Source organism: Stenotrophomonas sp. GSD10 (assembly GCF_056172695.1).
This window is the reverse complement of sequence record NZ_JAOCMC010000002.1, coordinates 3044368-3066653: the sequence shown is the minus strand read 5'-3', so window position 1 is coordinate 3066653 and position 22286 is coordinate 3044368. Positions and strand designations below refer to the sequence as shown.

At 68.2% G+C, this 22286-nt stretch carries 18 protein-coding genes and 1 pseudogene; 8 read left to right on the top strand and 11 right to left on the bottom strand.

Translation table 11 applies throughout. The features are described 5' to 3' along the window. Window positions 1–90: 90 nt before the first annotated feature. A complete protein-coding gene (locus N4G47_RS14480; protein WP_024956918.1) occupies window positions 91–1473 on the bottom strand; it encodes an L-serine ammonia-lyase in 1383 nt (460 codons plus the stop codon). Between the two features lie 99 nt (window positions 1474–1572). Here N4G47_RS14480 and N4G47_RS14475 point away from each other — a divergent pair, with 99 nt between their 5' ends. After that, complete coding sequence (locus tag N4G47_RS14475; RefSeq protein ID WP_475289951.1) at window positions 1573–1803, top strand: glutaredoxin family protein; 231 nt, start codon at window positions 1573–1575, stop codon at window positions 1801–1803. 71 nt (window positions 1804–1874) lie between these two features. Here the strand turns inward: N4G47_RS14475 and N4G47_RS14470 are convergent, their stop codons facing one another. Genes N4G47_RS14470 through N4G47_RS14460 form a run of 3 tightly spaced genes read right to left on the bottom strand, consistent with a single transcriptional unit; the run spans window position 1875 to window position 3663 of the window. Then, window positions 1875–2447 carry a YceI family protein gene (locus tag N4G47_RS14470; RefSeq protein ID WP_475287993.1) on the bottom strand — a complete coding sequence of 191 codons (573 nt, stop codon included), beginning with the start codon at window positions 2445–2447 and terminating at the stop codon, window positions 1875–1877. A gap of 3 nt (window positions 2448–2450) precedes the next feature. Further along, a complete protein-coding gene (locus N4G47_RS14465) occupies window positions 2451–2996 on the bottom strand; it encodes a cytochrome b (RefSeq protein WP_446001656.1) in 546 nt (181 codons plus the stop codon). A gap of 22 nt (window positions 2997–3018) precedes the next feature. Beyond that, the gene (locus N4G47_RS14460) at window positions 3019–3663 is read right to left on the bottom strand and encodes a YceI family protein (RefSeq protein WP_475287990.1); all 645 of its coding nucleotides are present in this window, start codon (window positions 3661–3663) and stop codon (window positions 3019–3021) included. Window positions 3664–3828: 165 nt separating this feature from the next. Here N4G47_RS14460 and N4G47_RS14455 point away from each other — a divergent pair, with 165 nt between their 5' ends. Next, window positions 3829–7371, top strand: a complete 3543-nt coding sequence (locus N4G47_RS14455; protein WP_475287986.1) for a hybrid sensor histidine kinase/response regulator — start codon at window positions 3829–3831, stop codon at window positions 7369–7371. A gap of 117 nt (window positions 7372–7488) precedes the next feature. Beyond that, a pseudogene (locus N4G47_RS14450) lies at window positions 7489–10994 on the top strand (hybrid sensor histidine kinase/response regulator). Between the two features lie 270 nt (window positions 10995–11264). On the opposite strand, the gene mdtD reads toward N4G47_RS14450, so the two are convergent. The 5 genes from mdtD to N4G47_RS14425 form a co-directional block, all read right to left on the bottom strand. Next, the gene (gene mdtD, locus N4G47_RS14445; protein ID WP_475287984.1) at window positions 11265–12674 is read right to left on the bottom strand and encodes a multidrug transporter subunit MdtD; all 1410 of its coding nucleotides are present in this window, start codon (window positions 12672–12674) and stop codon (window positions 11265–11267) included. A gap of 93 nt (window positions 12675–12767) precedes the next feature. Next, window positions 12768–13850: a uroporphyrinogen decarboxylase gene (hemE, locus tag N4G47_RS14440; protein ID WP_475287981.1), complete on the bottom strand. Its 1083-nt coding sequence runs from the start codon at window positions 13848–13850 to the stop codon at window positions 12768–12770. A gap of 26 nt (window positions 13851–13876) precedes the next feature. Then, the gene (locus N4G47_RS14435) at window positions 13877–14116 is read right to left on the bottom strand and encodes a WGR domain-containing protein (RefSeq protein WP_107231228.1); all 240 of its coding nucleotides are present in this window, start codon (window positions 14114–14116) and stop codon (window positions 13877–13879) included. 102 nt (window positions 14117–14218) lie between these two features. Further along, window positions 14219–15316, bottom strand: a complete 1098-nt coding sequence (gene aroB / locus N4G47_RS14430) for a 3-dehydroquinate synthase (RefSeq protein WP_475289950.1) — start codon at window positions 15314–15316, stop codon at window positions 14219–14221. A 10-nt stretch (window positions 15317–15326) separates the two neighbouring features. Then, entirely contained in the window at window positions 15327–15869 is a 543-nt protein-coding gene (locus N4G47_RS14425; RefSeq protein WP_309339471.1) for a shikimate kinase, read from the bottom strand. Between the two features lie 98 nt (window positions 15870–15967). Between N4G47_RS14425 and N4G47_RS14420 the strand changes: the two genes are divergently transcribed. Beyond that, entirely contained in the window at window positions 15968–16171 is a 204-nt protein-coding gene (locus N4G47_RS14420) for a dodecin family protein (RefSeq protein ID WP_107231225.1), read from the top strand. 6 nt (window positions 16172–16177) lie between these two features. On the opposite strand, the gene N4G47_RS14415 is transcribed toward N4G47_RS14420, so the two are convergent. After that, a complete protein-coding gene (locus N4G47_RS14415) occupies window positions 16178–17005 on the bottom strand; it encodes a kinase (protein ID WP_475287978.1) in 828 nt (275 codons plus the stop codon). 40 nt (window positions 17006–17045) lie between these two features. Here N4G47_RS14415 and pdxH point away from each other — a divergent pair, with 40 nt between their 5' ends. Together pdxH and N4G47_RS14405 are read left to right on the top strand one after the other, a co-directional pair. Continuing rightward, window positions 17046–17645 carry a pyridoxamine 5'-phosphate oxidase gene (gene pdxH, locus N4G47_RS14410; RefSeq protein WP_475287976.1) on the top strand — a complete coding sequence of 200 codons (600 nt, stop codon included), beginning with the start codon at window positions 17046–17048 and terminating at the stop codon, window positions 17643–17645. Window positions 17646–17832: 187 nt separating this feature from the next. Next, window positions 17833–18303, top strand: a complete 471-nt coding sequence (locus tag N4G47_RS14405) for a DoxX family protein (RefSeq protein WP_475287975.1) — start codon at window positions 17833–17835, stop codon at window positions 18301–18303. Window positions 18304–18411: 108 nt separating this feature from the next. Here the strand turns inward: N4G47_RS14405 and prpR are convergent, their stop codons facing one another. Beyond that, window positions 18412–20022: a propionate catabolism operon regulatory protein PrpR gene (prpR, locus tag N4G47_RS14400; protein ID WP_475287973.1), complete on the bottom strand. Its 1611-nt coding sequence runs from the start codon at window positions 20020–20022 to the stop codon at window positions 18412–18414. A gap of 125 nt (window positions 20023–20147) precedes the next feature. On the opposite strand from prpR, the gene prpB reads away from it, so the two are divergent. Both prpB and prpC read left to right on the top strand, forming a co-directional pair. After that, a complete protein-coding gene (gene prpB, locus N4G47_RS14395) occupies window positions 20148–21041 on the top strand; it encodes a methylisocitrate lyase (protein ID WP_107231270.1) in 894 nt (297 codons plus the stop codon). Between the two features lie 36 nt (window positions 21042–21077). Then, window positions 21078–22235, top strand: a complete 1158-nt coding sequence (prpC, locus tag N4G47_RS14390) for a bifunctional 2-methylcitrate synthase/citrate synthase (protein WP_008265338.1) — start codon at window positions 21078–21080, stop codon at window positions 22233–22235. Window positions 22236–22286: the final 51 nt, after the last annotated feature.

Genomic DNA, 22286 nt, shown 5'->3' with positions numbered 1-22286 from the left:
GTAGCGTCGAGCTTGCTCGACGGCTCTGCCATCAGACCGCGAAAATCCCGCGCTGCGCGCGACAGCCGAGCATGGGCTCGGCTCTACAATTCAACACTCGATGACGTTCACCGCCAGCCCACCGCGGCTGGTTTCCTTGTACTTGTCCTGCATGTCGCGGCCGGTATCGCGCATGGTCTTGATCACCTTGTCCAGCGACACCTTGTGCTTGCCGTCGCCGCGCATCGCCATGCGCGAGGCGTTGATCGCCTTCACCGCGCCCATCGCGTTGCGCTCGATGCACGGAATCTGCACCAGGCCACCGATCGGGTCGCAGGTCAGGCCGAGGTTGTGTTCCATGCCGATTTCCGCGGCGTTCTCGATCTGGCTCGGGTTGCCACCCAGTGCCGCGACCAGGCCGCCGGCGGCCATCGAGCAGGCCACGCCCACTTCGCCCTGGCAGCCCACTTCGGCGCCGGAGATCGAGGCGTTCTCCTTGTACAGAATGCCGATCGCCGCCGAAGTCAGCAGGAAATCGAACACGCGCTGTTCGTTCGCACCCGGGCAGAAACGATCGAAGTAGTGCAGCACCGCCGGCAGCACGCCGGCCGCGCCGTTGGTCGGCGCGGTGACCACACGGCCACCGGCTGCGTTTTCCTCGTTCACCGCCAGCGCGTACAGATTGACCCAGTCCAGCGTGGTCAGCGGATCGCGCATCGCCGCTTCCGGCTTCGACGACAGCTCGCGGTACAGCGCCGGCGCACGACGGCCCACCTTCAGGCCACCCGGCAGCACGCCTTCCTCGCGGATGCCGCGCGCCACGCACGACTGCATGGCACTCCAGATCTCGCGCAGGTTGGCGCGGATCTCGTCTTCGCTGCGCCAGCACTTCTCGTTCTCGAACATCAGCTGGGCGATGCTCAGGCCGCTGCGCGCGGTCTGCGCCAGCAGCTCGTCGCCGCTCTTGAACGGGTAGGGCAGCGGGGTTTCGTCGGGCACGATGCGGTCATCGGCCGCATCGTCCTGGTTGACCACGAAGCCACCACCGACGGAGTAGTAATCGCGGGTGGCGATCACTTCGTCCTCGGCGTTGTACGCGGTGAAGCGCATGCCGTTGGTGTGGTACGGCAGCTTCTGGCGCTTGTTCATGCCCAGGTCGCGCTTCTCGTCGAAGGCGATCTCGTGCTGGCCCATCAGCTGGATGCGCTTGCTGCTGCGGATGCGCTCCAGGGTGGCCGGGATGATGTCCGGGTCGATCAGGTTCGGGCGCTGGCCTTCCAGGCCGAGCAGGATCGCCTTGTCGGTGCCATGGCCGCGGCCGGTCAGCGCCAGCGAGCCGTAGACATCGGCGCGGATGCGCGCGACCTCGTGCAGGCGGCCCGGATCCAGCAGCCAACGGTGGATGAATCGCTCGGCGGCCTTCATCGGCCCGACGGTGTGCGAGGAACTCGGACCAATGCCGATCTTGAAAACGTCGAACGTGCTGACAGCCATGGATGCCAAACTGCGGGTACCGGACAAGCCGCTATTCTAACGGCTTGCCGGGCCATTCGATGGCTGCGGCGCAGCATTTCCGCCATGGGAGCCGAACCGGTGTTGACCCTGATCCAGCGTGACGACTGCCACCTGTGCGACCTGGCCCTGGCCGAGCTGGCCAAGGCGCGGGCGCCGGAGTTCGAATCGGTGTTCCTGGATGACCAGCCGGCGCTGGAAGCACGTTATGGCGCCCGCGTGCCGGTGCTGCGCGACGAGGCGGGCGGTCGCGAGCTGGACTGGCCGTTCGATGCGGCCACGGTTGAGGCCTGGCTGGCCGTCGATCGGTAGTGCCGGCCGTTGGCCGGCAACCTCGCCATACCCGGTGATGCCGGCCAGCGGCCGGCACTACCGGAGGCGTCTTATTTCGCGTCGAACTTCACGATCGTGCTGATCGCGGTCTCGTCGGGGATGGTCTTGGTGTCGGCCCAATCACCGGCACCCACAGCGAAGTCCAGGCGCTTGACCGTGGCCTTGCCGGTCAGCACCGGCTGCGCACCCGGCTTCCAGGTGAAGGTGAGGGTGACCGGCTTGCTGACGCCACGCAGTTCCAGCGTGCCATCGGCGGCGAACTGATCATTGCCGACGGCACGGAAGCCCTTGGCGGTGTAGCGCGCGGTGGCGAACTTGCCGACGTTGAAGAAGTCGGCGCCCTGCAGGGTCGAGTCACGGTCGCTGTTGCCGCTCTTTGCGCCCGCCAGCGGGATCACCACGTCCAGCGAACCGGCGGCCGGATTGGCTGGGTCGAAGCTGAGCTTGGTAGCAAAGCCGGGGAAGTTGCCGGTGAACACTTCGCCGTCGTACTTGGTGGCAAACACCAGGATCGAACCGGCACCGGGCGCCTGTGCGTAGTCGGCGGCAAGCGCCGGGGCGGTGGCCAGCATGCCGGCCAGGGCGGCGGCCACGGCGGCCGGAGTGGTCAGTTTCAGGTTCATCGGTCAGTCCTTCTGAGGGGAGGCAAGCCAGCCGCGCGGCAACATGCGGGACAAGGTCGCATCGCGCTGGAACAGGTGGTGGTAGAAGGCAGCGCCGGCGTGGGCCAGCACCACCGCGATCAACAGCCAGAAGCCGTATTCGTGGATGGCATGGGACACCGCGACCACCTGTGGGTCGGGGCCGCTCAGCTTGGGCACGTCGACCAGGCCGAACCAGCGGAACGGGCGCAGGCCGCTGGCCGAGTCGTACAGCCAGCCCGACAGCGGGATGGCGAACATCAGTACATACAGCAGCACGTGGGTGGCGCTGGCGATGCGCTCCTGCCAGCTGGGCACGCCCGGCACCGGCTTCGGCGCGCCGGCATACAGGCGCCAGCCGAGACGGAACAGCACCAGCGCCAGCACGGTGATGCCGATCGACTTGTGCGCGGTGTAGACCCAGAAGTATTTCGGGGTCTTGGGCAGTTCGCCCATGGTCAGGCCGACCACGCCCAGGGCGAGAATCAGCAGGGCGATCAACCAGTGCAGGATCTGGCTGACACTCCCCAGGCGGCGGGGGTGTTCTTGGCGGTCATGAAGGGTCCTTGGGGGCCGTCTTGGGGTCGGAGTGCGGAACGGCAGCGGGAGTTCCCGGCGTGTCGCTGCGGTCGAGGGTGGCTTCGGCCTCGATACGTACCTGCACCGCATCACCGATCACGCCCGGCCAGGCGGTGATGCCGAACGCGCGCCGGCTCAGCGTGGTGGTGGCGGAAAAGCCGGCGGTACGCCGGAACGGCGGTAGCGGGTAGCGCTTGAGGGCGTTGAGGGTCACCTCCAGGGTGACCTCCTGGCTGACCCCGCGCAGGGTCAGCGTGCCGATCACGTGGGCGCGCTTGGGATCGATCGGTTCGACCCGGCTGGAGACGAAGCGCGCGTTCGGGAAACGTTCGCCGTCGAGCAGGCTGCGGGCCAGGGTGGCCTGGTTCCACTTGGCGTCACCGAGGTCCAACCGCGACACGGGCACCTCGACATCCAGCGTGGCATCGCGCCAGTTGTCGGGATCGAACTGCAGGCGGCCCTCGCTGCCGGAGACCGTGCCCATGGCCTGCGAGTAGCCGGCGTGGTCGATGGAGAACAGCACCCGCGTGTGCACCGGATCGAGCCGATAGGTGTCAGCGGCCGCCCAGGCGGGGGCGGTGGCGAGCAGCATCGGCAGCAGGGCCAGGCAGGGACGCATCGATGGCGGACTCCGGGAAGGGGACGTTGCGATCATACGCACAGCCCCCTGCCAACGTTGCGTGCATGACTGCAACAGTTCGTGGTGGTGCCGCCGCTGGAAACAGGCTGTTGCAGCCATGAACCCGGCCCTGTGTGACAATCGGCCCAGGACAGGGGGTTCAGGATGAAGAGTCGCTGGCGGCAGTGGTGCCGTGGCATTGCGGGGTTGGGACTGCTGCTGGGCGCGATCACCGCCGCCGCGGCGACCCCGGACATGGCTGAAACACCACGCCTGCGCCGCTTCGGGGCCGCCGAAGGATTGCCCTCGCGCATGGTGGTGGCGCTGGCCGAGGATCGCCAGGGGCACATCTGGGCGGCCACCGACGGCGGCCTTGCCCGCTACGACGGCAACAGCCTGCGGGTCTGGGAGCACGATCCGGACCAGCCGGGCTCGTTGCCCGGCAATGAGATCGAGACGCTGTTGATCGATCCGCTGGACCGGGTGTGGGTGGGCATGAACGGCAAGGGCGTGGCCCGGCTGGACGCCGATCGTGCGCGCTTCAGGACCTTCGACACGGTCAACTCCCTCTGCGAGGGACAGTTCTGGGCGCTGGCCTACGCCGAAGACGCCTTGTGGATCGGCACCAACAACCATGGTGTGTGCCGCCTCGGCGAAGATGGCAGCGTGCGCCTGTACACCCATGATCCGGCGCATCCCGGCGGGCTGCCCAGCAACAGCATCTTCACCAGCCTGGTCGATGCACAGGGCCGGTTGTGGGTGGGCACCGAAGCCGGGGTGGCGCGTTGGAACGGGTCCGGCTTCGAGCCGGTGGGCGCACGCGAACTGGGCACGCTGAGCGTGCTCCGGCTCAGTCGCGATGCTGACGGTTCGATCTGGGTGGGCAGCCAGAACGATGGCCTGTACCGCATCGACGCACAGGACCGGGTCAGTCGGCCACGCTGGGCCGACAGTGCCCGTCTGCGTTCGGCGCTGGTGCTGGCCGATCGCCAGGGCGGCTACTGGGCCGGCACTTCCGATGGGCTGCTGCGCGGGGATGCGGCAATGCTGCGCCGGCTCGAGGGTGACCGTGGCAGCGGCTTCCTGACCGCACACAGTGGCGTGCTGGATCTGTTGCAGGACCACGAGGGCGGGTTGTGGGTGGCACTGCTCACCCAGGGCCTGGCCTACCTGCCGCCGGACTGGCGGCGCTTCTCGATCTGGAACCAGCTCGATGGCAAGCCGCTGGACAGCCAGTACCTGCTGAGCGCGGCCAGCGACGGGCAGAACTACTACGTCGGCTCGGCCCGTGGCGTTTACCGGCTCGATGCGCAGGGCACCCTGCGCCTGCTTGCCAGCGACCGCCAGCTCGGCAGCGGTGTGGTGTGGTCGGTGCTGCCGCGCCCGGACGGGCGCCTCTGGCTGGGACGCGGTGGACGCATCACTGTGTATGACCCGGCCAGCGGTGCACTGCAGGATTGGCGCATCGATGGCAGTGCCGACCTGCGCCAGCGCATCGACCTGATGCGGCAGGCGCCGGATGGCACGGTCTGGGTATCGGTGATGGGCCTGGACCTGCAGCAGCGCAGCGCCGAGGGGCGGCTGCTGCACAGCTATCCGTTGCAGCAGTTCCAGGGCAGCGCCGATGCGCCCATCGAACAGATCCGTTTCGATGACCACGGCCGCCCCTGGATCATGGGAGAGATGGGGATCTGGCGCGCGCAGGCTGGACGCTTCGAAGCGGTGCCGGGCGTTTCGCGTGGGCCGATCTACGACCTGGTGTGGATCGATCCGCAGCAGATGTGGCTGGCGCGCCAGGGCGCCTTCGAGCGCTACCAGTGGGATGGCATGAGCCTGCGGCTGATCCAGCGCATCGACGGGGCTGCGGGCGTGCCGCCGGTCAGCATGGGCGGGTTGGCCCTGGCCGACAATGGCCAGCTGTGGGCCACGACGCCGCGCGGCCTGCTGCGCTGGGATCCCAAGGCACGCCGCCTGCAGCAGTTCAACGAGCGCGATGGCCTGTCTGACGCCGAATTCACCGGGCGGCCACCGGCGGTGAACGCCGATGGCCGTGTGCTGGCGGTGACCCAGACCGGCCTGGTGGCCTTTGACGTGAATGCTGCTGACGGTGCGCGGCCGCCTTCTTCGCTGGTGATCGCCGAAGTGCGCGTGCGCCGCGACGATGCGCGTGGCTGGCAGCCGTTGCCGGTCACCGGCACGCTGCTGCTGGGGCCGGATGACCGTGACCTGCAGATCGACGCGCGGCTGTTGTCCTACGCCAGCCCGCAGGGCAACCGTTACCGTTTCCGCGTGCAGGGCTACGACCAGGACTGGGTGGAACAGGGCGGCGACGGCCAGCGCACGCTGTCGCGGCTGCCGACCGGCCACTACGTCATCGAAGTGCAGGCGGCGTCCTCCAACGGGGTGTGGACCGCTTCGCAGCGGCTGCAGGTGAAGGTGCTGCCGCCGTGGTGGCGCAGCGGCATGGCCATCTTCGGCTATGTGCTGCTGGGGTCGCTGTTGCTGCTGACGCTGGCCTGGGCGATCCGTGCGCGGCTGCGCCGGCGCCAGCAATGGCAGTTGACCGTGCACAAGCAGCAGCTGGCCGAGCAGGCCTCGCAGGCCAAGAGCCGCTTCCTGGCCACGCTCGGCCACGAGGTGCGTACGCCGATGACCGGCGTGCTGGGCATGAGCGAGCTGCTGCTGGCCACGCCGCTGGACCCGATGCAGCGCAGCTACGCCGGTTCGATCCAGCAGGCCGGCAGCCACCTGCTGCGGCTGGTCAACGATGCATTGGACCTGGCCCGCATCGAGGCCGGCCGGCTGGAACTGGACCTGCACCCGTTCGATCTGAAGGAGCTGCTCGACCAGGTGCAGGGCCTGATGCAGCCGATGGCGCAGCAGCGCCAGCTGGCCTTCCAGCGCGGCGAGGATCCGCCTGGCCCGATCAGCGTCAGCGGCGATGAAATGCGCGTCCGCCAGATCCTGCTGAACCTGCTGGGCAACGCCATCAAGTTCACCGAGCGCGGGCACGTGGGCCTGTCGGTGCAGCTGGAAGAACGAGGCGGTGTGTGTTTCGAGGTGCATGACAGCGGCCCGGGCATCAATGCCGAGCAGCAGCAGCGCCTGTTCCATCGATTCGAACAGGCCGAGGGCCCCCGCACGGCATCGCGCTATGGCGGCAGTGGGCTGGGCCTGGCGATCTGCCAGGAGCTGGCGGTGGCGATGGGCGGGCACATCGAGGTGGACAGCCAGCCCGGCAAGGGGGCCCGGTTCCGCGTGCAGCTGCCGCTGCCGTGGACCCGGCAGGCGGCGCGTGCCAGCGGTGAGCCGGCGGCGTCGCCGGAGCTGCCACCGCTGCGCATGCTGCTGGTGGAGGATGATGCGACCGTTGCCGAGGTCATCGCTGGCCTGCTGCGTGGACGCGGACACGACGTGGTCCACGTGCTGCATGGCCTGGGCGCATTGTCCGAGATTGCCACCCATCGCTTCGATGTCGGCCTGCTCGACCTCGACCTGCCGGCGCTGGATGGCACCGCCATCGCCCGCCAGCTGCGCACGATGGGCTACGAGCTGCCGCTGGTGGCGGTGACCGCGCGCTCCGATGCCTACGCCGAGACGCAGGTGCTGGCCGCCGGATTCGACGGCTTCCTGCGCAAGCCGGTGACCGGTGACCTGCTGGTGGCTGCGATTGTTCAGGCGCGTGCAAAACGACAAGCCATGGCGTGACTGCGGCGTTGCCCGGCGTGAAGGGTGCGACTTTCGGTTTACCATGCCGACGCCCGCTGTGCGGGCATCATCAGATCCAGTGTGAGGAGGCCATCGGTGGTGTATCTGCGGGCGGCGATGCTGCTGCTGGTCCTGCTGTGCTGCGTGTCGCCGGTTGCTGCACAGCCGGTGCCGCCGAGTCCGCGACAGGTGACGGTGTTCGATGGCCTGCCGTCCAACACGGTCAACCGCATGGCCGAAGACCGTTACGGCTACCTGTGGATCGCCACCAACGACGGCCTCGCCCGTTACGATGGGCGTACCTACCGGGTCTGGCGCTCGGAAGATGGCCTGCGCGACAACCGCATCTGGACGGTGCTGGTCGATGCCCGCAACCAGTTGTGGATCGGTACCGAGAATGCGGGCCTGGTACGGATGTCGGCCGACCGCCGCCAGCTGCACTTCTACGACCGCAGCAGCCAGCCGTTGATGGGGACCAACACGGTCTGGAGCCTGGCCAGCACGCCGGATGGCTCGATCTGGTTCGGCACCCATGAGGGCGGCCTGTACCGGCTGGACAGCCACGACCGCCTGCAGCGTTTCCTGCCCGAGCCGAACAACCCGCGCAGCCTGCCCTCATCGTCGGTGCCGTACCTGGCCACGCTGGCCGACGGCAGCCTGTGGATCGGCACCAAGCATGGTGTCGCGCGCTGGACCGGTACCGATTTCGAACGCGTCGGCGCTGACGTCATTCCCAGTCCGCTGATCAACGGGCTGACCACCGAGCCCGATGGCAGCCTGTGGATCAGCACCATGGCCGGTGCCACGGTGCGTCGTCCGGACGGTCGCTTCGAAGCACCGCCGTGGAAACTGCCGCCGGGCGAGCAGGTGCTGGGCATGATGCTGCGCGACGAGCAGGAGGGCACTGGCTGGATACCCGCACCGGCCTGGGCCGCGCGGTCGATGGCCAGTACCAGACCGTGCCGCTGTACAGCGCGATCGCACGCGGTCCGGTCCGGCCCAACTGGACCGGCACCTACGAGGATCGGGAAGGCGGCATCTGGCTGGCGAGCACCAATGCCGGGCTGTGGCACCTGCTGCCGCGCTGGTGGCAGTTCTCCGTGCTGTCGCGCCTGGAGGATGACCCCAGCTCGCTGCGCAACGCGCTGGTGCTGGGTACCAGCGCTTCGCGCAATGGCGGCGTATGGACGGTCGGCGGGCACGGCGCGCTGGACCGCTTCGATCCCAGGACCGGCAAGGTCGAACAGCACCGGACCTGGGTCAATGGCATGCATTGGTTGACCTCGGTGCGCGAAGACCGCCACGGCCAGGTCTGGGTCGGTTCCACCGATGCCTTGATCCGCTACGACCCGCAGCGGCGCGAGTTGCGCCGATGGGGGCGCGAGGCCGACGCCGATGCCGCCATGGAAGGGGTGGTCGAGGCCCTGATGACCTGTGACGGCGACAGTCTCTGGCTGATGCTGCCTTCGGGCCTGCAGCAGCGTGACCTCGACGGTCACGTGCGGCACCAGCTGGACAACGGTGAACGCGGATTGCAGCAGGGCCAGCTCAATCTCGATGTCGAATGCGGGCCGCAGGACCATATCTGGCTGGCCAGCAGCCGCGGACTGCTGCAGTGGCTGCCCGACAGCGGGCGCTTCCAGCCGGTGCCGGGTGCGCCGGCAACGGCCATCCATGCGTTGCATGTCGGTCGTGATGGCCAGGTCTGGCTGTCCGAGGATGGCCGCCTGTCGCGTTATCGCTGGAGCCAGGGCCGCCTGGAACGGCAGGCGGTGATCGGCGCGGAACAGGGATACCCGGCCATTTCCGCCTCCGGCCTGGTGGTCGATGGCCAGGGCGTGGCCTGGGCGACCAGTGCGCGCGGCCTGGTGCGGGTGAGTGCCGATGGCCAGAGCGTGCGCCTGTACGGCGTGCACGATGGCCTGCCCAGCCAGGAGTTCCGCGAACACACGTTGATCGCGGCGGCGGACGGCCATCTGGTGGCCGGTACCCCGGCCGGTGCGGTGGTGTTCGATCCAGCGCAGGTGCGGCCTTCGGTGCGGCGCGCGCCGCTGGTGATCGAGCGGGTGGAAGTGCGCCGCAATGAGCAGGTGCTGGACATGACCCACGATGCACCGTTGCAGATCGCCGACGGCGACCGCGACCTGCGCATCGTCGCGCGGCTGTTGTCCTTTGCCGATTCGGCGTCCAATACCTATCGCTACCGCCTGGCCGGTTACGACCCGGACTGGGTCGAAGTCGGGCCGGCCGGCGAGCGCCTGTTCTCGCGCCTGGCACCGGGCAGCTACCGGCTGGAAGTGCAGGCGCGCTCGGCCGACCACGTCTGGTCGCGGGTGCAGAGCCTGGAGTTCCGCGTGCAACCGCCCTGGTGGCGCAGCCTGTCCGGGCTGCTGGTGCTGGCGTCGATCGCCCTGCTGCTGACCAGCTGGTTTGCGTGGCTCTATCGCCGCCGCCTGCAACGCCGCCACGCCTATCAGCTGGCGTTGCACAAGCAGGAGCTGGCCGAACAGGCATCGGCCGCCAAGACCCGTTTCCTGGCCAATCTGGGCCATGAGATCCGCACCCCGATGACCGGCGTGCTGGGCATGAGCGAACTGCTGCTGGCCTCGCCGCTGGACCCACAGCAGCGTGGCTACACCCAGTCGATCCGGCATGCCGGTGAGCACCTGCTGCATCTGGTCAACGATGCGCTGGATCTGGCACGGATCGAATCCGGGCGGCTGGAGCTGCAGTCCAAGCCGTTCGCGCTGAGCTGCCTGCTGCAGGATCTGGCCGCGCTGATGGGCCCGCTGGCGGCACAGAAGGGGTTGCACTTCAACCTGGACAACCAGCTGCCGGCAGGTCTGCATGCCACCGGCGATGCCATGCGGGTGCGGCAGATCCTGCTGAACCTGCTGTCCAACGCGGTCAAGTTCACCAGCCGCGGCACCATTACCCTGCACGCACGCAGCGATGGCGACCTGCGCGCGCTGCACTTCGAAGTGCGCGACACCGGACCGGGTATCAGCCAGGAACAACAGCAGCGCCTGTTCCGTCGATTCGAACAGGCCGATGGTGCGCGCACCGCCGCGCAGTACGGTGGCAGTGGCCTGGGGCTGGCGATCTGCCGTGAGCTGGCGCAGGCGATGCAGGGCCGCATCCAGGTGGAAAGCCAGTTGGGGCGCGGCACCTGTTTCGGCGTGACGCTGCCGTTGCCGCTGGTGGTCGATACCGATGCGGAGACGGGCGCTGCAGCGGATCGCGATGAAGCCACGCGCCTGCCGCCGTTGCGGGTACTGCTGGTGGAAGACGATGCCACCGTGGCCGACGTCATGCGCGGATTGCTGAGTGCGCGTGGGCATGAGGTGGTGCATGCGGGGCACGCGCTGGCGGCGCTGCGTGAGATCAGTGCCGGTGACTTCGACGTCGGTCTGCTCGACCTGGACCTGCCGGGTCTGAGCGGTTTCGAGCTGGCCCAGCATCTGCGCAACCAGGGCTACATGCTGCCGCTGCTGGCGGTGACCGCGCGTACCGATCCGGACCTGCAGCAGCAGGTGGAGGCGGCCGGCATCGGCGGTTTCCTGCGCAAGCCGGTCACCGGTGAGCTGCTGATGGAGGCCATCGGCAAGGTGATGGGGCGGTAGGGCCAGCGTAGAGTCGAGCTTGCTCGACTGAAGCAGCTGACAGATGTGTCGACCAAGGTCGACACCCACCAACAGATCGCAGGAATCCTTCGAAGGCGGGGCACTGTGGGTTTGCGGGGTGTGAGCCGCATGGATGCGGCGACCAAGCCCCCATGGATGGGTTTACGGCGTCCCCGCAAACCCACAGTGCCCCGCCATCCCGCAGGAAGCCCGCCGTTGCCGTTGCCCTTGCCCGCAGCAGGTGCAGGGCCGCAGGCCCTGCCGACCCTCTCACTCCGCCACGTGCTCGACCTGCCGTGGCTCCGGCGTGGTGTCGGGCAGCTGCCAGAAGATCATCGTCGAGGTCAGCGTGATCGCGCCCACGCACAGGAAGGTGGCATGCAACGCCGCTGTGGCATCGGTGCTGTCCAGGTGATTGCCGAACGCGGCCAGCAGGCTGCCGGCCGCGGCGGCGCCGAAACCGGCCGCCAGCATCATCACCATCGACAGCAGGCTGTTGCCGGAACTGGCGAACTCGCGGTCCAGGTCACGCAGGGTCACGGTGTTCATCACGGTGAACTGCAGCGAATTGACCGCGCCGAAGAACGCCAGCTGCAGCAGCCGCAGCGCCAGGTGCTGGCCCGGTGTCATCAGGATGAAGCTGGCCATCGCCAGCCCGACCAGCACCGTGTTGACCATCAGTACGCGGCGGTAGCCGAAACGTTCGACCAGCTTCACCGCCAGCTGCTTGGAGACCATGCCGGCGGCCGCCACCGGTACCATCATCAGGCCTGCATTCATCGGGCCCAGGCCCAGGCCGACCTGCAGCAGCAGCGGGATCAGCATCGGCATGGCGCTGCTGCCGATGCGCGAGAACAGGTTGCCGAGAATGCCGATGCGGTAGCTGGGCACGCGGAACAGCGCCAGCGAGAACAACGGCGCGGTTGAATTGGCCGCATGCAGCCAGTAGCCGACCAGTGCTGCCAGGCCGGCCACGGTCATCAGCATCACCAGCGCGTGCGGCGTTCCCAGCCCGGAAATGCCGTCCAGCGCCAGTGACAGCACCACCATCGCAAAGGCCAGCATGATGTAGCCGCGCAGGTCGAAGCGGGTGCGATGGCTGGCGTAGTGGTCGGGCATGATTTTCATCGCGGCGATGAAACCGATCACGCCGATCGGCAGGTTGATCAGGAACACCCAGTGCCATGAGGCAATCTCGACCAGCCAGCCGCCCAGGGTCGGGCCGATCAGCGGGCCGACCAGCGCCGGGATGGCGATGAAGCTCATGGCACGCAGGAAATCCTCGCGTGGCACCGAGCGCATCACCGCCAGCCGGCCGACCGGCAGCAGCATCGCGCCGCCGATGCCCTGCAGCACGCGCGCGCCGACCAGCTGGTGCAGGTGCTGGGCCAGCGCGCAGGCGAGCGAGCCGAGGGTGAACAGGATGATGGCCAGCAGGAAGGTGCGGCGGGTGCCGTAGCGGTCGGCGATCCAGCCGGAAGCGGGGATGAAGGTCGCCACCGCCAACGCGTAGCTGAACACCACCGACTGCATCTGCAGCGGGCTTTCGCCCAGGCTGGCCGCCATCGCCGGCAATGCCGTGTTGACGATGGTCGAGTCCAGCATCTGCATGAAGATCGCCAAGGACACCAGCCACAGCAGGGGACGGTGGCGGTTGTAGGTCGATGACGATGTGGGCATGGCGTGTGGCCGGTGCAGCGTGGGGGCGCCATGATCGCGCAAACCGGGTCACGGTGCGATCAACGTCGCACCGTGACGCTTGCGGCGCTTGATTCAGCGCTGGCTGTGTGCGTGCACCGCGTCGACCAGGACCTGCACGTGCGCCGGGTCCATGTCCGGCGACATGCCATGGCCGAGGTTGAACACATGACCCTCGCGCGAACCACCGTTGCCGGCGGCATAGGTATCGAGCACGCGCGTGGCGGCGGCGGCGATCGCATCCGGGGAGGCGTACAGGGTGGTCGGGTCGAGGTTGCCCTGCAGGGCGACGCGGCCGCCGGTGCGGCGCATCGCTTCATCCAGGTCCAGCGTCCAGTCCAGGCCCAGGGCATCGGCGCCGGTCTGCGACAGTGCGTCCAGGTGCAGGCCGGTGCCCTTGCCGAACAGGATCAGCGGCGTGCGTTCGCTGCCTTGGCCACGCTCCAGCCCTTCGGCGATGCGCTGCAGGTAGCGCAGCGAGAACTCGCGGTACATCGCCGGCGACAGCACACCGCCCCAGGTGTCGAACACCTGCAGCGCCTGCGCACCGGCCGCACGCTGCGCGCCGAGATAGGCGATCACCGCCTCGGTGGTGACCTCCAGCAAGCGGTGCAGCGCCTGCGGGTGGTTCAGCGCCATCGCCTTGATGCGCGCAAAGTCCTTGCTGCCACCGCCTTCGACCATGTAGCAGGCCAGCGTCCACGGGCTGCCGGAGAAACCGATCAGCGGCACCTGGCCGTCCAGTTCGCGACGGATCAGCCGCACCGCGTCCATCACATAGCCCAGGTCCTGCTCCATGTCCGGCACCGCCAGCCTGGCGATGGCCGCTTCATCGCGCACCGGGTGGCGGAACTTGGGGCCTTCGCCTTCGACGAAGTACAGCTCCAGGCCCATCGCGTCGGGAATGGTGAGGATGTCCGAGAACAGGATGGCCGCGTCCAGCGGGAAGCGGCGCAGCGGTTGCAGGGTGACTTCGCAGGCGATCTCCGGGGTCTTGGCCATGGCCAGGAAGCTGCCGGCCTTGGCCCGGGTCGCGCGGTATTCCGGCAGGTAGCGGCCGGCCTGGCGCATCAGCCAGACGGGCGTGCAATCCACCGGTTCGCGGCGCAGGGAGCGCAGCAGGCGATCGTTGCGGAGAGGGCTGGTCACGATGGGCATTCCTTGGACGAAAGTGGGCAGCGGCGTCAGTCGCCGTGCGAAAGGATCTGGAAGCCGCGATGCAGTTCGGCATCGCGGGCTTTCTCGAAGGCATGTCGGGCATCGTCGGCCTGCAGGAACAGCTCACGCCGCAGCTGCGAGCGGCCACCAACGCGGCCGCTCTCGCGCAGCAGCTCCCAGCCGCCGAACAGGTCCGGCTGCAGGTTCAGGCGCAGAAAGCGCGGTGCCTGGGCACCGGCGTCGGGATGTTGCAGGTAGACGTGCATGGCGCCGATTGTAGCGGGGCCAGGGTGACCCCCGCCGCAACGCGGTCGTGCCGGCCGCTGGCCGGCAACTTCAGCAACGGGGAAGCCGGCCAGCGGCCGGCACTACCGCACCGACAGCACCTTCAGCACCGCCGCCTCATCCACGTCCGGCACCACTTCGGCGCGGCCCATGCCGCGCCACAGCACCAGGCGCAGGCGGCCGGCCACGTTCTTCTTGTCCAGCCGCATGCGGCCGAGCAGGGCCTGCGGGTCCAGCCCGGCCGGGATCGTCACCGGCAAACCGAGGCGTTCCAGCAGCGCCTGCAGGCGGGCGCGGTCGCTGTCCTCGGCCAGGCCCAGGTCGGTCGACAGCTGCGCGGCCAGCACCATGCCCACCGCCACCGCCTCACCATGGTTCAGCGCATCGCGGCCGGGGGCCGAGTAACCCTGTTCGGTCTCGATGGCGTGGCCGAAGGTGTGGCCGAGGTTGAGCAGGGCACGCTCGCCCTTCTCGAACGGGTCACGCTCGACGATGGCGGCCTTGTGCCGGCAGCTGCGCGCGATGGCTTCGGAAAGCACCGCATCCTCACCGGCCAGCAGCGCATCGGCATGCTGCTGCAGCCACTCGAAGAACACCGCATCGCCCAGCGCGCCGTACTTCACCACTTCAGCCAGGCCGGCACGCAGCTCGCGCGGCGGCAGGGTGGCCAGCACGCGGGTGTCGGCGATCACCGCGCGCGGCGGATGGAAGGCGCCGACCAGGTTCTTGCCGGCCGGGATGTCGACGGCGGTCTTGCCGCCCACCGACGAATCGACCATCGCCAGCAGCGTGGTCGGCAGCTGCACGCAGTCCACGCCGCGCATCCAGCAGGCGGCGGCGAAACCGGCCAGATCGCCGACCACGCCGCCGCCGAGGGCGAACACGCAGGCATCGCGGGTGGCGCCGAGGGTCGCCAGCGCTTCGATCGCGCGGCCGAATTCGGCCAGGGTCTTGGACGCTTCACCGGCGGCCAGCACGTGCTCGCCGATGATCAGGTCCGGGCGTGCGGCCAGCAGCGTCTGCTTCACCGCCGCCAGGTAGCGCGGCGCCACTTCGCTGTCGCTGAGCAGCAGCACGTGACGGCCGCGCACATGCGAGGCCAGCGCAGTGCCGTCGGCCTGCGCACCGGCGCCGATGGTGATGGAGTAGGGGCGGTCGCCGCCAACGGCGACCTGCAGCAGGGCGGGGAGGTCATGCGGTCAGGTCCTGGCGCTGCCATTGCGTGGCCAGCTTGACCACCAGCTGGGCGGTCGCATCGGCAGCGGTGTACGGGTCGGTATCGAGGGTGAGGTCGGCCAGCTCGCGGTAGAGCGGGTCGCGGTGCGCGGCCAGGTCATGCAGTACCTGCTCGCGGTCCGGGCGTTGCAGCAGCGGCCGGCCCTTGTCGCGGGCCAGCCGTTCCAGTTGTGCGGTCACGCTGACCCGCAGGTAGACCACGAAGCCGCGCTGGGCGATCAGGGCACGGTTGCCCGGATCGAGCACCGCGCCGCCACCGGTGGAAACCAGCTGGCCGCGGCCTGCCAGCACGCGGGCCAGCGCCTCGCGTTCGTGGGCGCGGAAGCCGGTTTCCCCGGAGTGCTCGAAAATGGTCGGAATGCTGGCGCCGGCGGCATCGACGATGGCCTGGTCGACATCGACGAAGTCCAGCGTGAAGCGCTCGGCGAGGCGGCGGCCGATGCAGGTTTTGCCGGCGCCCATCGGGCCGATCAGGATCAGGTTCGGAGCAGGATTCATGCCCTCTGATGCTAACACCTCCGTGCCCCGGCCTTTACGTTCTTCACGTCAGGGTGGTGGTTCCTGCGGGGGTTCCCGCGCCAGCCGGAGTACAGCCCATGTCGGTCGCCAAGGTCATCGAAATCACCGCCTCCTCGCCGAAAAGTGTCGAGGACGCCGTACGCAGCGGGTTGAAGAAGGTCTCCGAGACGGTCAAGGGCATCCAGGGCGCCTGGGTGAACGAGACCAAGGTGGTGACCAATGGCAGCGGCGAGATCACCGAATGGCGGGTCAACCTGCGGGTGACCTTCCTGGTCGAATAAGCGCGTTCAGCGCAGTGCCTGCACCTGGCGCTGGCCGTCCAGCACCACCACCTGGTCGGCCAGCGCCGGCAAGGCCTGCAGCGCCTGCCGGCTGACCCGCTCGTAGTACTGCACGAAGCGCTCCAGCTGTGGCCGGCTCATGCCGTGCCGGCCCGGCTGCGCAGCCTGCAGGTTCTGCTCCTGCTGCCAGCGCCAGCGCGGCACCACCGAAAAATCCGGCGGCTGCAGGAACCACAGGCGGTCGCAGCGCTGCCACAGCGCGGGGTAGTCGCGGGCCAGCGCCTGGTTGCACCAGCGGCGCCAGCGGCCGTCGGCGTCGCCTTCGCGTTCCAGTGCGTTCAGCGGGCTGTCCAGCGCGTCGTCGGCCTGCGCCGGTGTGCCCAGGAACCAGCCTTCGAACACCAGCAGGTCGAGGGGTTGTTCAATTCGCGGCCACTGCGCTTGGGGCAGGCGCTCGTCGGCCAGCTTGTCGAAGCGGGGCAGGGCGAAGGATTGCCGCGCGGCCACTGCGTCGAGCACGGCGTGGGCCAGTGGCAGGTCGTGGGTGCCGGGTGGGCCGCGGGTGATCAGCAGCGGATGCACCTGGCGGGCCAGCCGCTGGCGCTGGACGCGGGTCAGGTAGACGTCATCGATGGACAGCGTCGCCGCGTTGAGGCCGCGCGCCTGTGCGCGGGCCACCACCTGTGCGGCCAGCGTCGATTTGCCGCTCCCCTGCAGGCCGCTGATCGCCAATACTGGAACCGCTGCGCCGCTGCCCAGCGCATCGTCCAGCGCCTGTTCGGCCAATGTTTCGGGGAATCCTTTCACCTGGGGCATATACGCAGCAGCGGCCATGCAGCCACAATAGCCCAATCCGTGTGAGAAGAACGCAATCATGAGCGACCTGTACGCCGAAGCCCTGTCCACGTTTGCCGGCCTGTTCGAAGAGGCCAAACAGAGCCGCGAGGTCGAGCCGAACGCGATGACCGTGGCCACCGCCGATACGCAGGGTCGCCCCTCGGCGCGCACCGTGTTGCTGAAGGCGTTCGACGAGCGCGGCTTCGTGTTCTACACCCACCTGGACAGCCATAAGGGCCAGGAGCTGCAGGCCAATCCGCAGGCCGCGCTGCTGTTCCTGTGGCGCAGCCTGCGCGAGGCCGGCATCCAGGTGCGCATCGAAGGCCGTGTCGAGCAGGTCGCCGGTGCCGAAGCCGATGCCTATTTCGCCAGCCGCCCGCGCATGAGCCAGATCGGTGCGTGGGCCTCGCAGCAGTCGAAGACGCTGGCGACGCGCGAAGCGTTCGATGCGCGCGTGGCGGAGGTCGAGGCACGTTTCGATGGCAAGGAGGTGCCGCGTCCGGACGGCTGGAGTGGTCTGCGCGTGGTGCCCGACCGCATCGAGTTCTGGTACGGCGCGCAGTTCCGCCTGCATGAGCGCTGGTGCTATGAAGCCGGTGCGGAAGGTCGCTGGAGCAAGCGCCTGCTGTACCCGTAAGGCGGGATGGTGATGGGGCTGCTGTAGAGCCGAGCCCACGCTCGGCTGCTCTTGGCGGCAGAGCGACCGCCGTCGAGCAAGCTCGACGCTACGGAGCGGGGTGTCGTGAACGGACCGGCCTGCTTCATCTGCGAGCAGGTCGCTGGCAGGCACACTCCGGCCGATGCCCTCGATCTGCGGAGTTGCCATGCCTGCCTGGCGTTGCCTGTTTGCCGTGCCGCCGCCGCGCCGCGGCGTGGAAGCGTTGCTGTTGTTGCTGGCCCGCATCGTGGCCGGGGTGATGTTCTGCGTCTCCGGCTGGAACAAGGTGTTCACCGATGCTGGGCGCGAACGCATGGTGCATACGCTGGTCGAGGCGGGCATCCCGTTCCCGGTGTTCAGTGCGCCGGTGCTCGGGGCCATTGAATGGATTGCCGGTGGCCTGCTGGTGCTGGGCCTGTTGAGCCGCCCGTCGGCCCTGCTGCTGGCGGCGATCTGCGCGGTGGCGGCGCTGACCGATGGCATCGCGCGCATTCCGGCCGGGCTGGGCGTGCTGGATTGGCTGAGCTGGTTCTTCTATCTCAGCGAAGTGCCGCTGGGCGTACTGTTGCTGTGGATTGCGGCGGTGGGCAGTGGCCGCTTCGCCTTCGACGCGCGTCGTGGCGCGGAGCTTCTGTAGCGTCGAGCTTGCTCGACTGCTCCCTCTGTAGAGTCGAGCTTGCTCGACTGCTCTTCCTGTAGAGCCGAGCCATGCTCGGCCGATTTTCCCAGTCGAGCAAGCTCGACTCTACAGGCCTTCCGCGCGCAGCCAACGCCACAGCGTGGTGCGTGACACGCCCAGTGCTTGGGCCATGCCCTCGCGGTCATTGCGGTGTTCCTGCAGCAATGCTTCCAGCTGCGCACGCGGCGGGCGCTTGCCGTTGCTTTCCAATGGCAGTGCCGTCGCGCCTTCGCTTGTCAGCTCGGGCGCAAGCTGCAGCAGTCGCGCGGCATCAATAGGCCCTTCAGCCGGCTGCCAGTGGATGCGCAGGCGATCCACCAGATTGCGCAGTTCGCGCACGTTCCCGGGCCACTCGGCGGCGGTCAACACTGCCATCGCAGCTTCATCCAGTGGCGCATCGATGCCACGCAGCTGGCGGAAGAAGTGCTGGGCCAGCAGCGGAATATCCCCGCGCCGGGCACGCAGCGAGGGCAGGGCGATGCGCAGCGCGGCCAGGCGGTAATACAGGTCGCGACGGAAGCTGCCCGCTGCCGCGCGCTGTTCCAGTGATTGCAGCGTGGCGGCGACCACGCGCAGGTCGACCGGCGTCGGTTCGGTGGCGCCCACGCGCAGCACTTCGCGTTCTTCCAGCACCCGCAGCAGGCGGGTCTGCAGCGGCAGCGGCAGTTCGCCGATCTCATCCAGGAACAGGGTGCCGCCGTCGGCGGCCTCGACCAGGCCGACACGACCGCCGCGACGCGCGCCGGTGAACGCGCCATCGCTGTAACCGAACAGTTCGGCCTCCAGCAGCGATTCACTGATCGCACCGCAGTTCAGCGCGATGAAGCGGCCGCGTCGGCCACTGCGCGCATGCAGCTGGCGTGCGACCAGCTCCTTGCCGGTGCCGGTCTCGCCGGTGACCAGCACGGTGCTGTCATGCGGTGCATACAGCGCGATCTGCGCGCGCACCTGCGCCATCGCCTCGCTGTCGCCGAGCAGGTCGTGGGCATCGCTGCGTGGTGTGGCGCGGCGGCGCGGCGCGGGCCGGCTGCCGCCGGAGCGGGCCAGGGTCTGGGTCAGTTCCAGCGCGTGCTCGAACGCCTGCCGTACCGAATCGGCCGAGTACAGCAGTACGCCGGGCAGGCCGGCCTGTTCGGCGTGGTCGATGGCCATGCCGGTGCCGACGATCACCTCGATGCCATTGGCGCGCAGGTCGGCGATGCAGTCGCGGGCGTCCTCGCGGGTGACGAAGCGGCGATGCTCGATGTCCAGCCCAAAGCTCTGCTGGAAGTTGCTGAACACCGGCACGTCGCTGGCGTGGGTGACCAGGCCGATCCGGCTGGCGATGCGCCGCGCCCGCGCCAGCGCCTCCATCAGGTCGAAGCCGTTGGCCTGGATCGGCACCAGTGGCAGTTCCAGCCGGCTGCGCAGCCAGGCGGCGTTGGAGCCACCGGCAATCACCACGTCGCAATGCTCGCGGCGCAGGCGCTGGCCGATCACCTCGACGGCTTCCTCGAAGCCGAGATTGATCTGCTCGATGCGCGCGCGGCGGTCGAATTCGGGAATGACGTCGCCGAGCAGGCCGGTCAGGCGCGAGACGCTGACCGTCCAGATCACCGGGCGGCCCGGGTCGGCATCGGCGTGGCGCAGTGGGGAGGGGGCAGGTACATGGCGGCAGGGGAGGAAGTGATGTTTCATGATACATCTGTTTCAATGTTTCATTCGTTTCAGTGCTGCGCCCCGGTCATCCCCGTGAAATCAACGGCTTGCAGCTTGGCATGGTGTTTGCGCCTACCTACCCGTTCTCCAACCTGGATTGCCGCATGACCGCTTCCACTCCATTCTCTGCCGGTGCCCGCTTCCGTGAGGCGCTGGCTGCCGAATCGCCGCTGCAGGTGATCGGCGCGATCAACGCCAACCACGCCCTGCTGGCCAAGCGCGCCGGTTTCCGCGCCATCTATCTTTCCGGTGGCGGTGTCGCTGCCGGTTCGCTGGGCCTGCCGGACCTGGGCATCAACACGTTGGAAGACGTGCTGATCGACGTGCGCCGCATCACCGATGTCTGCGACCTGCCGCTGATGGTGGACATCGACACCGGCTTCGGCCCGAGCGCGTTCAACATCGCGCGCACCGTGAAGTCGCTGATCAAGGCCGGCGCGGCCGCCTGCCACATCGAAGACCAGGTAGGCGCCAAGCGCTGCGGTCATCGCCCGGGCAAGGAAATCGTCTCGCAGGGTGAAATGGTCGACCGCGTGAAGGCCGCTGCCGATGCCAAGACCGATCCGGACTTCTTCCTGATCGCCCGCACCGACGCCATCCAGGTGGACGGCGTGGACAAGGCCATCGAGCGCGCCATCGCCTGCGTCGAGGCTGGTGCGGACGGCATCTTCGCCGAGGCCGCCTATGACCTGGACACCTACCGCCGCTTCGTCGATGCGGTGAAGGTGCCGGTGCTGGCCAACATCACTGAATTCGGTGCCACCCCGCTGTTCAGCCGCGACGAACTGGCCTCGGCCGGCGTGGCCATCCAGCTGTTCCCGCTGTCGGCCTTCCGCGCCGCCAACAAGGCGGCCGAGAACGTCTACCAGGCGGTGCGCCGCGATGGCCATCAGCGCAACGTGGTGGAGACCATGCAGACCCGCGAAGAACTGTACGACCGCATCGGCTACCACGCCTTCGAACAGCAGCTCGACGCCCTGTTCGCCGCCAAGAAATAAGCAGTACCCTGCACCATCAGTTTTCGGAGGGAAAACATGAACGATACGACCGCAACCCCGACCTTCAAGCCGAAGAAGTCCGTCGCCCTGTCCGGCACCGCCGCCGGCAACACCGCGCTGTGCAGCGTGGGCCGCAGCGGCAACGACCTGCATTACCGCGGCTACGACATCCTGGACCTGGCCAACACCAGCGAGTTCGAGGAAATCGCCTACCTGCTGGTGCACGGCAAGCTGCCGACCCGCGCCGAGCTGGTCTCGTACAAGGCCAAGCTGAAGTCGCTGCGTGGCATTCCGGCCGCAGTGAAGGCCGCACTGGAAGAACTGCCGCCGTCGGCGCACCCGATGGACGTGATGCGCACCGGCGTGTCCGTGCTCGGCTGCGTGGCACCGGAGAAGGATGACCACAACCATCCGGGCGCGCGCGACATCGCCGACAAGCTGATGGCCTGCCTCGGCTCGATGCTGCTGTACTGGTACCACTGGAGCCACAACGGCCGCGCCATCGATGTGGAAACCGACGATGACTCGATCGGCGGCCACTTCCTGCACCTGCTGCACGGCGAGAAGCCGCAGGATTCGTGGGTGAAGGCGATGCACACCTCGCTGATCCTGTACGCCGAGCACGAGTTCAACGCCTCCACCTTCACCTGCCGCGTCATCGCCGGCACCGGCAGCGACATGTACAGCGCGATCTGCGGTGGCATCGGCGCGCTGCGTGGCCCGAAGCACGGCGGCGCCAACGAAGTGGCGTTCGAAGTGCAGAAGCGCTACGACAACCCGGATGAGGCCGAGGAAGACATCAAGGCCCGCGTCGAGCGCAAGGAAGTGGTGATCGGTTTCGGTCACCCGGTCTACACCGTCTCTGATCCGCGCAACAAGGTGATCAAGGACGTGGCCCGCGAGCTGTCCGAAGAACAGTCCAGCATGAAGATGTACGACATTGCCGAGCGCCTGGAGTCGGTGATGTGGGACATCAAGAAGATGTTCCCGAACCTGGACTGGTTCAGCGCTGTCAGCTACCACATGATGGGCGTGCCGACCGCGATGTTCACCCCGCTGTTCGTGATCGCACGCACCGCCGGCTGGAGCGCGCACATCGTCGAGCAGCGCATCGACGGCAAGATCATCCGCCCGAGCGCCAACTACATCGGCCCGGAAGACCGCGACTTCGTCGCCATCGACAAGCGCGTCTGATCCACCCGCTGTACCCATCCGGCCGGCCCTGCGCCGGCCGGATGCATTCGC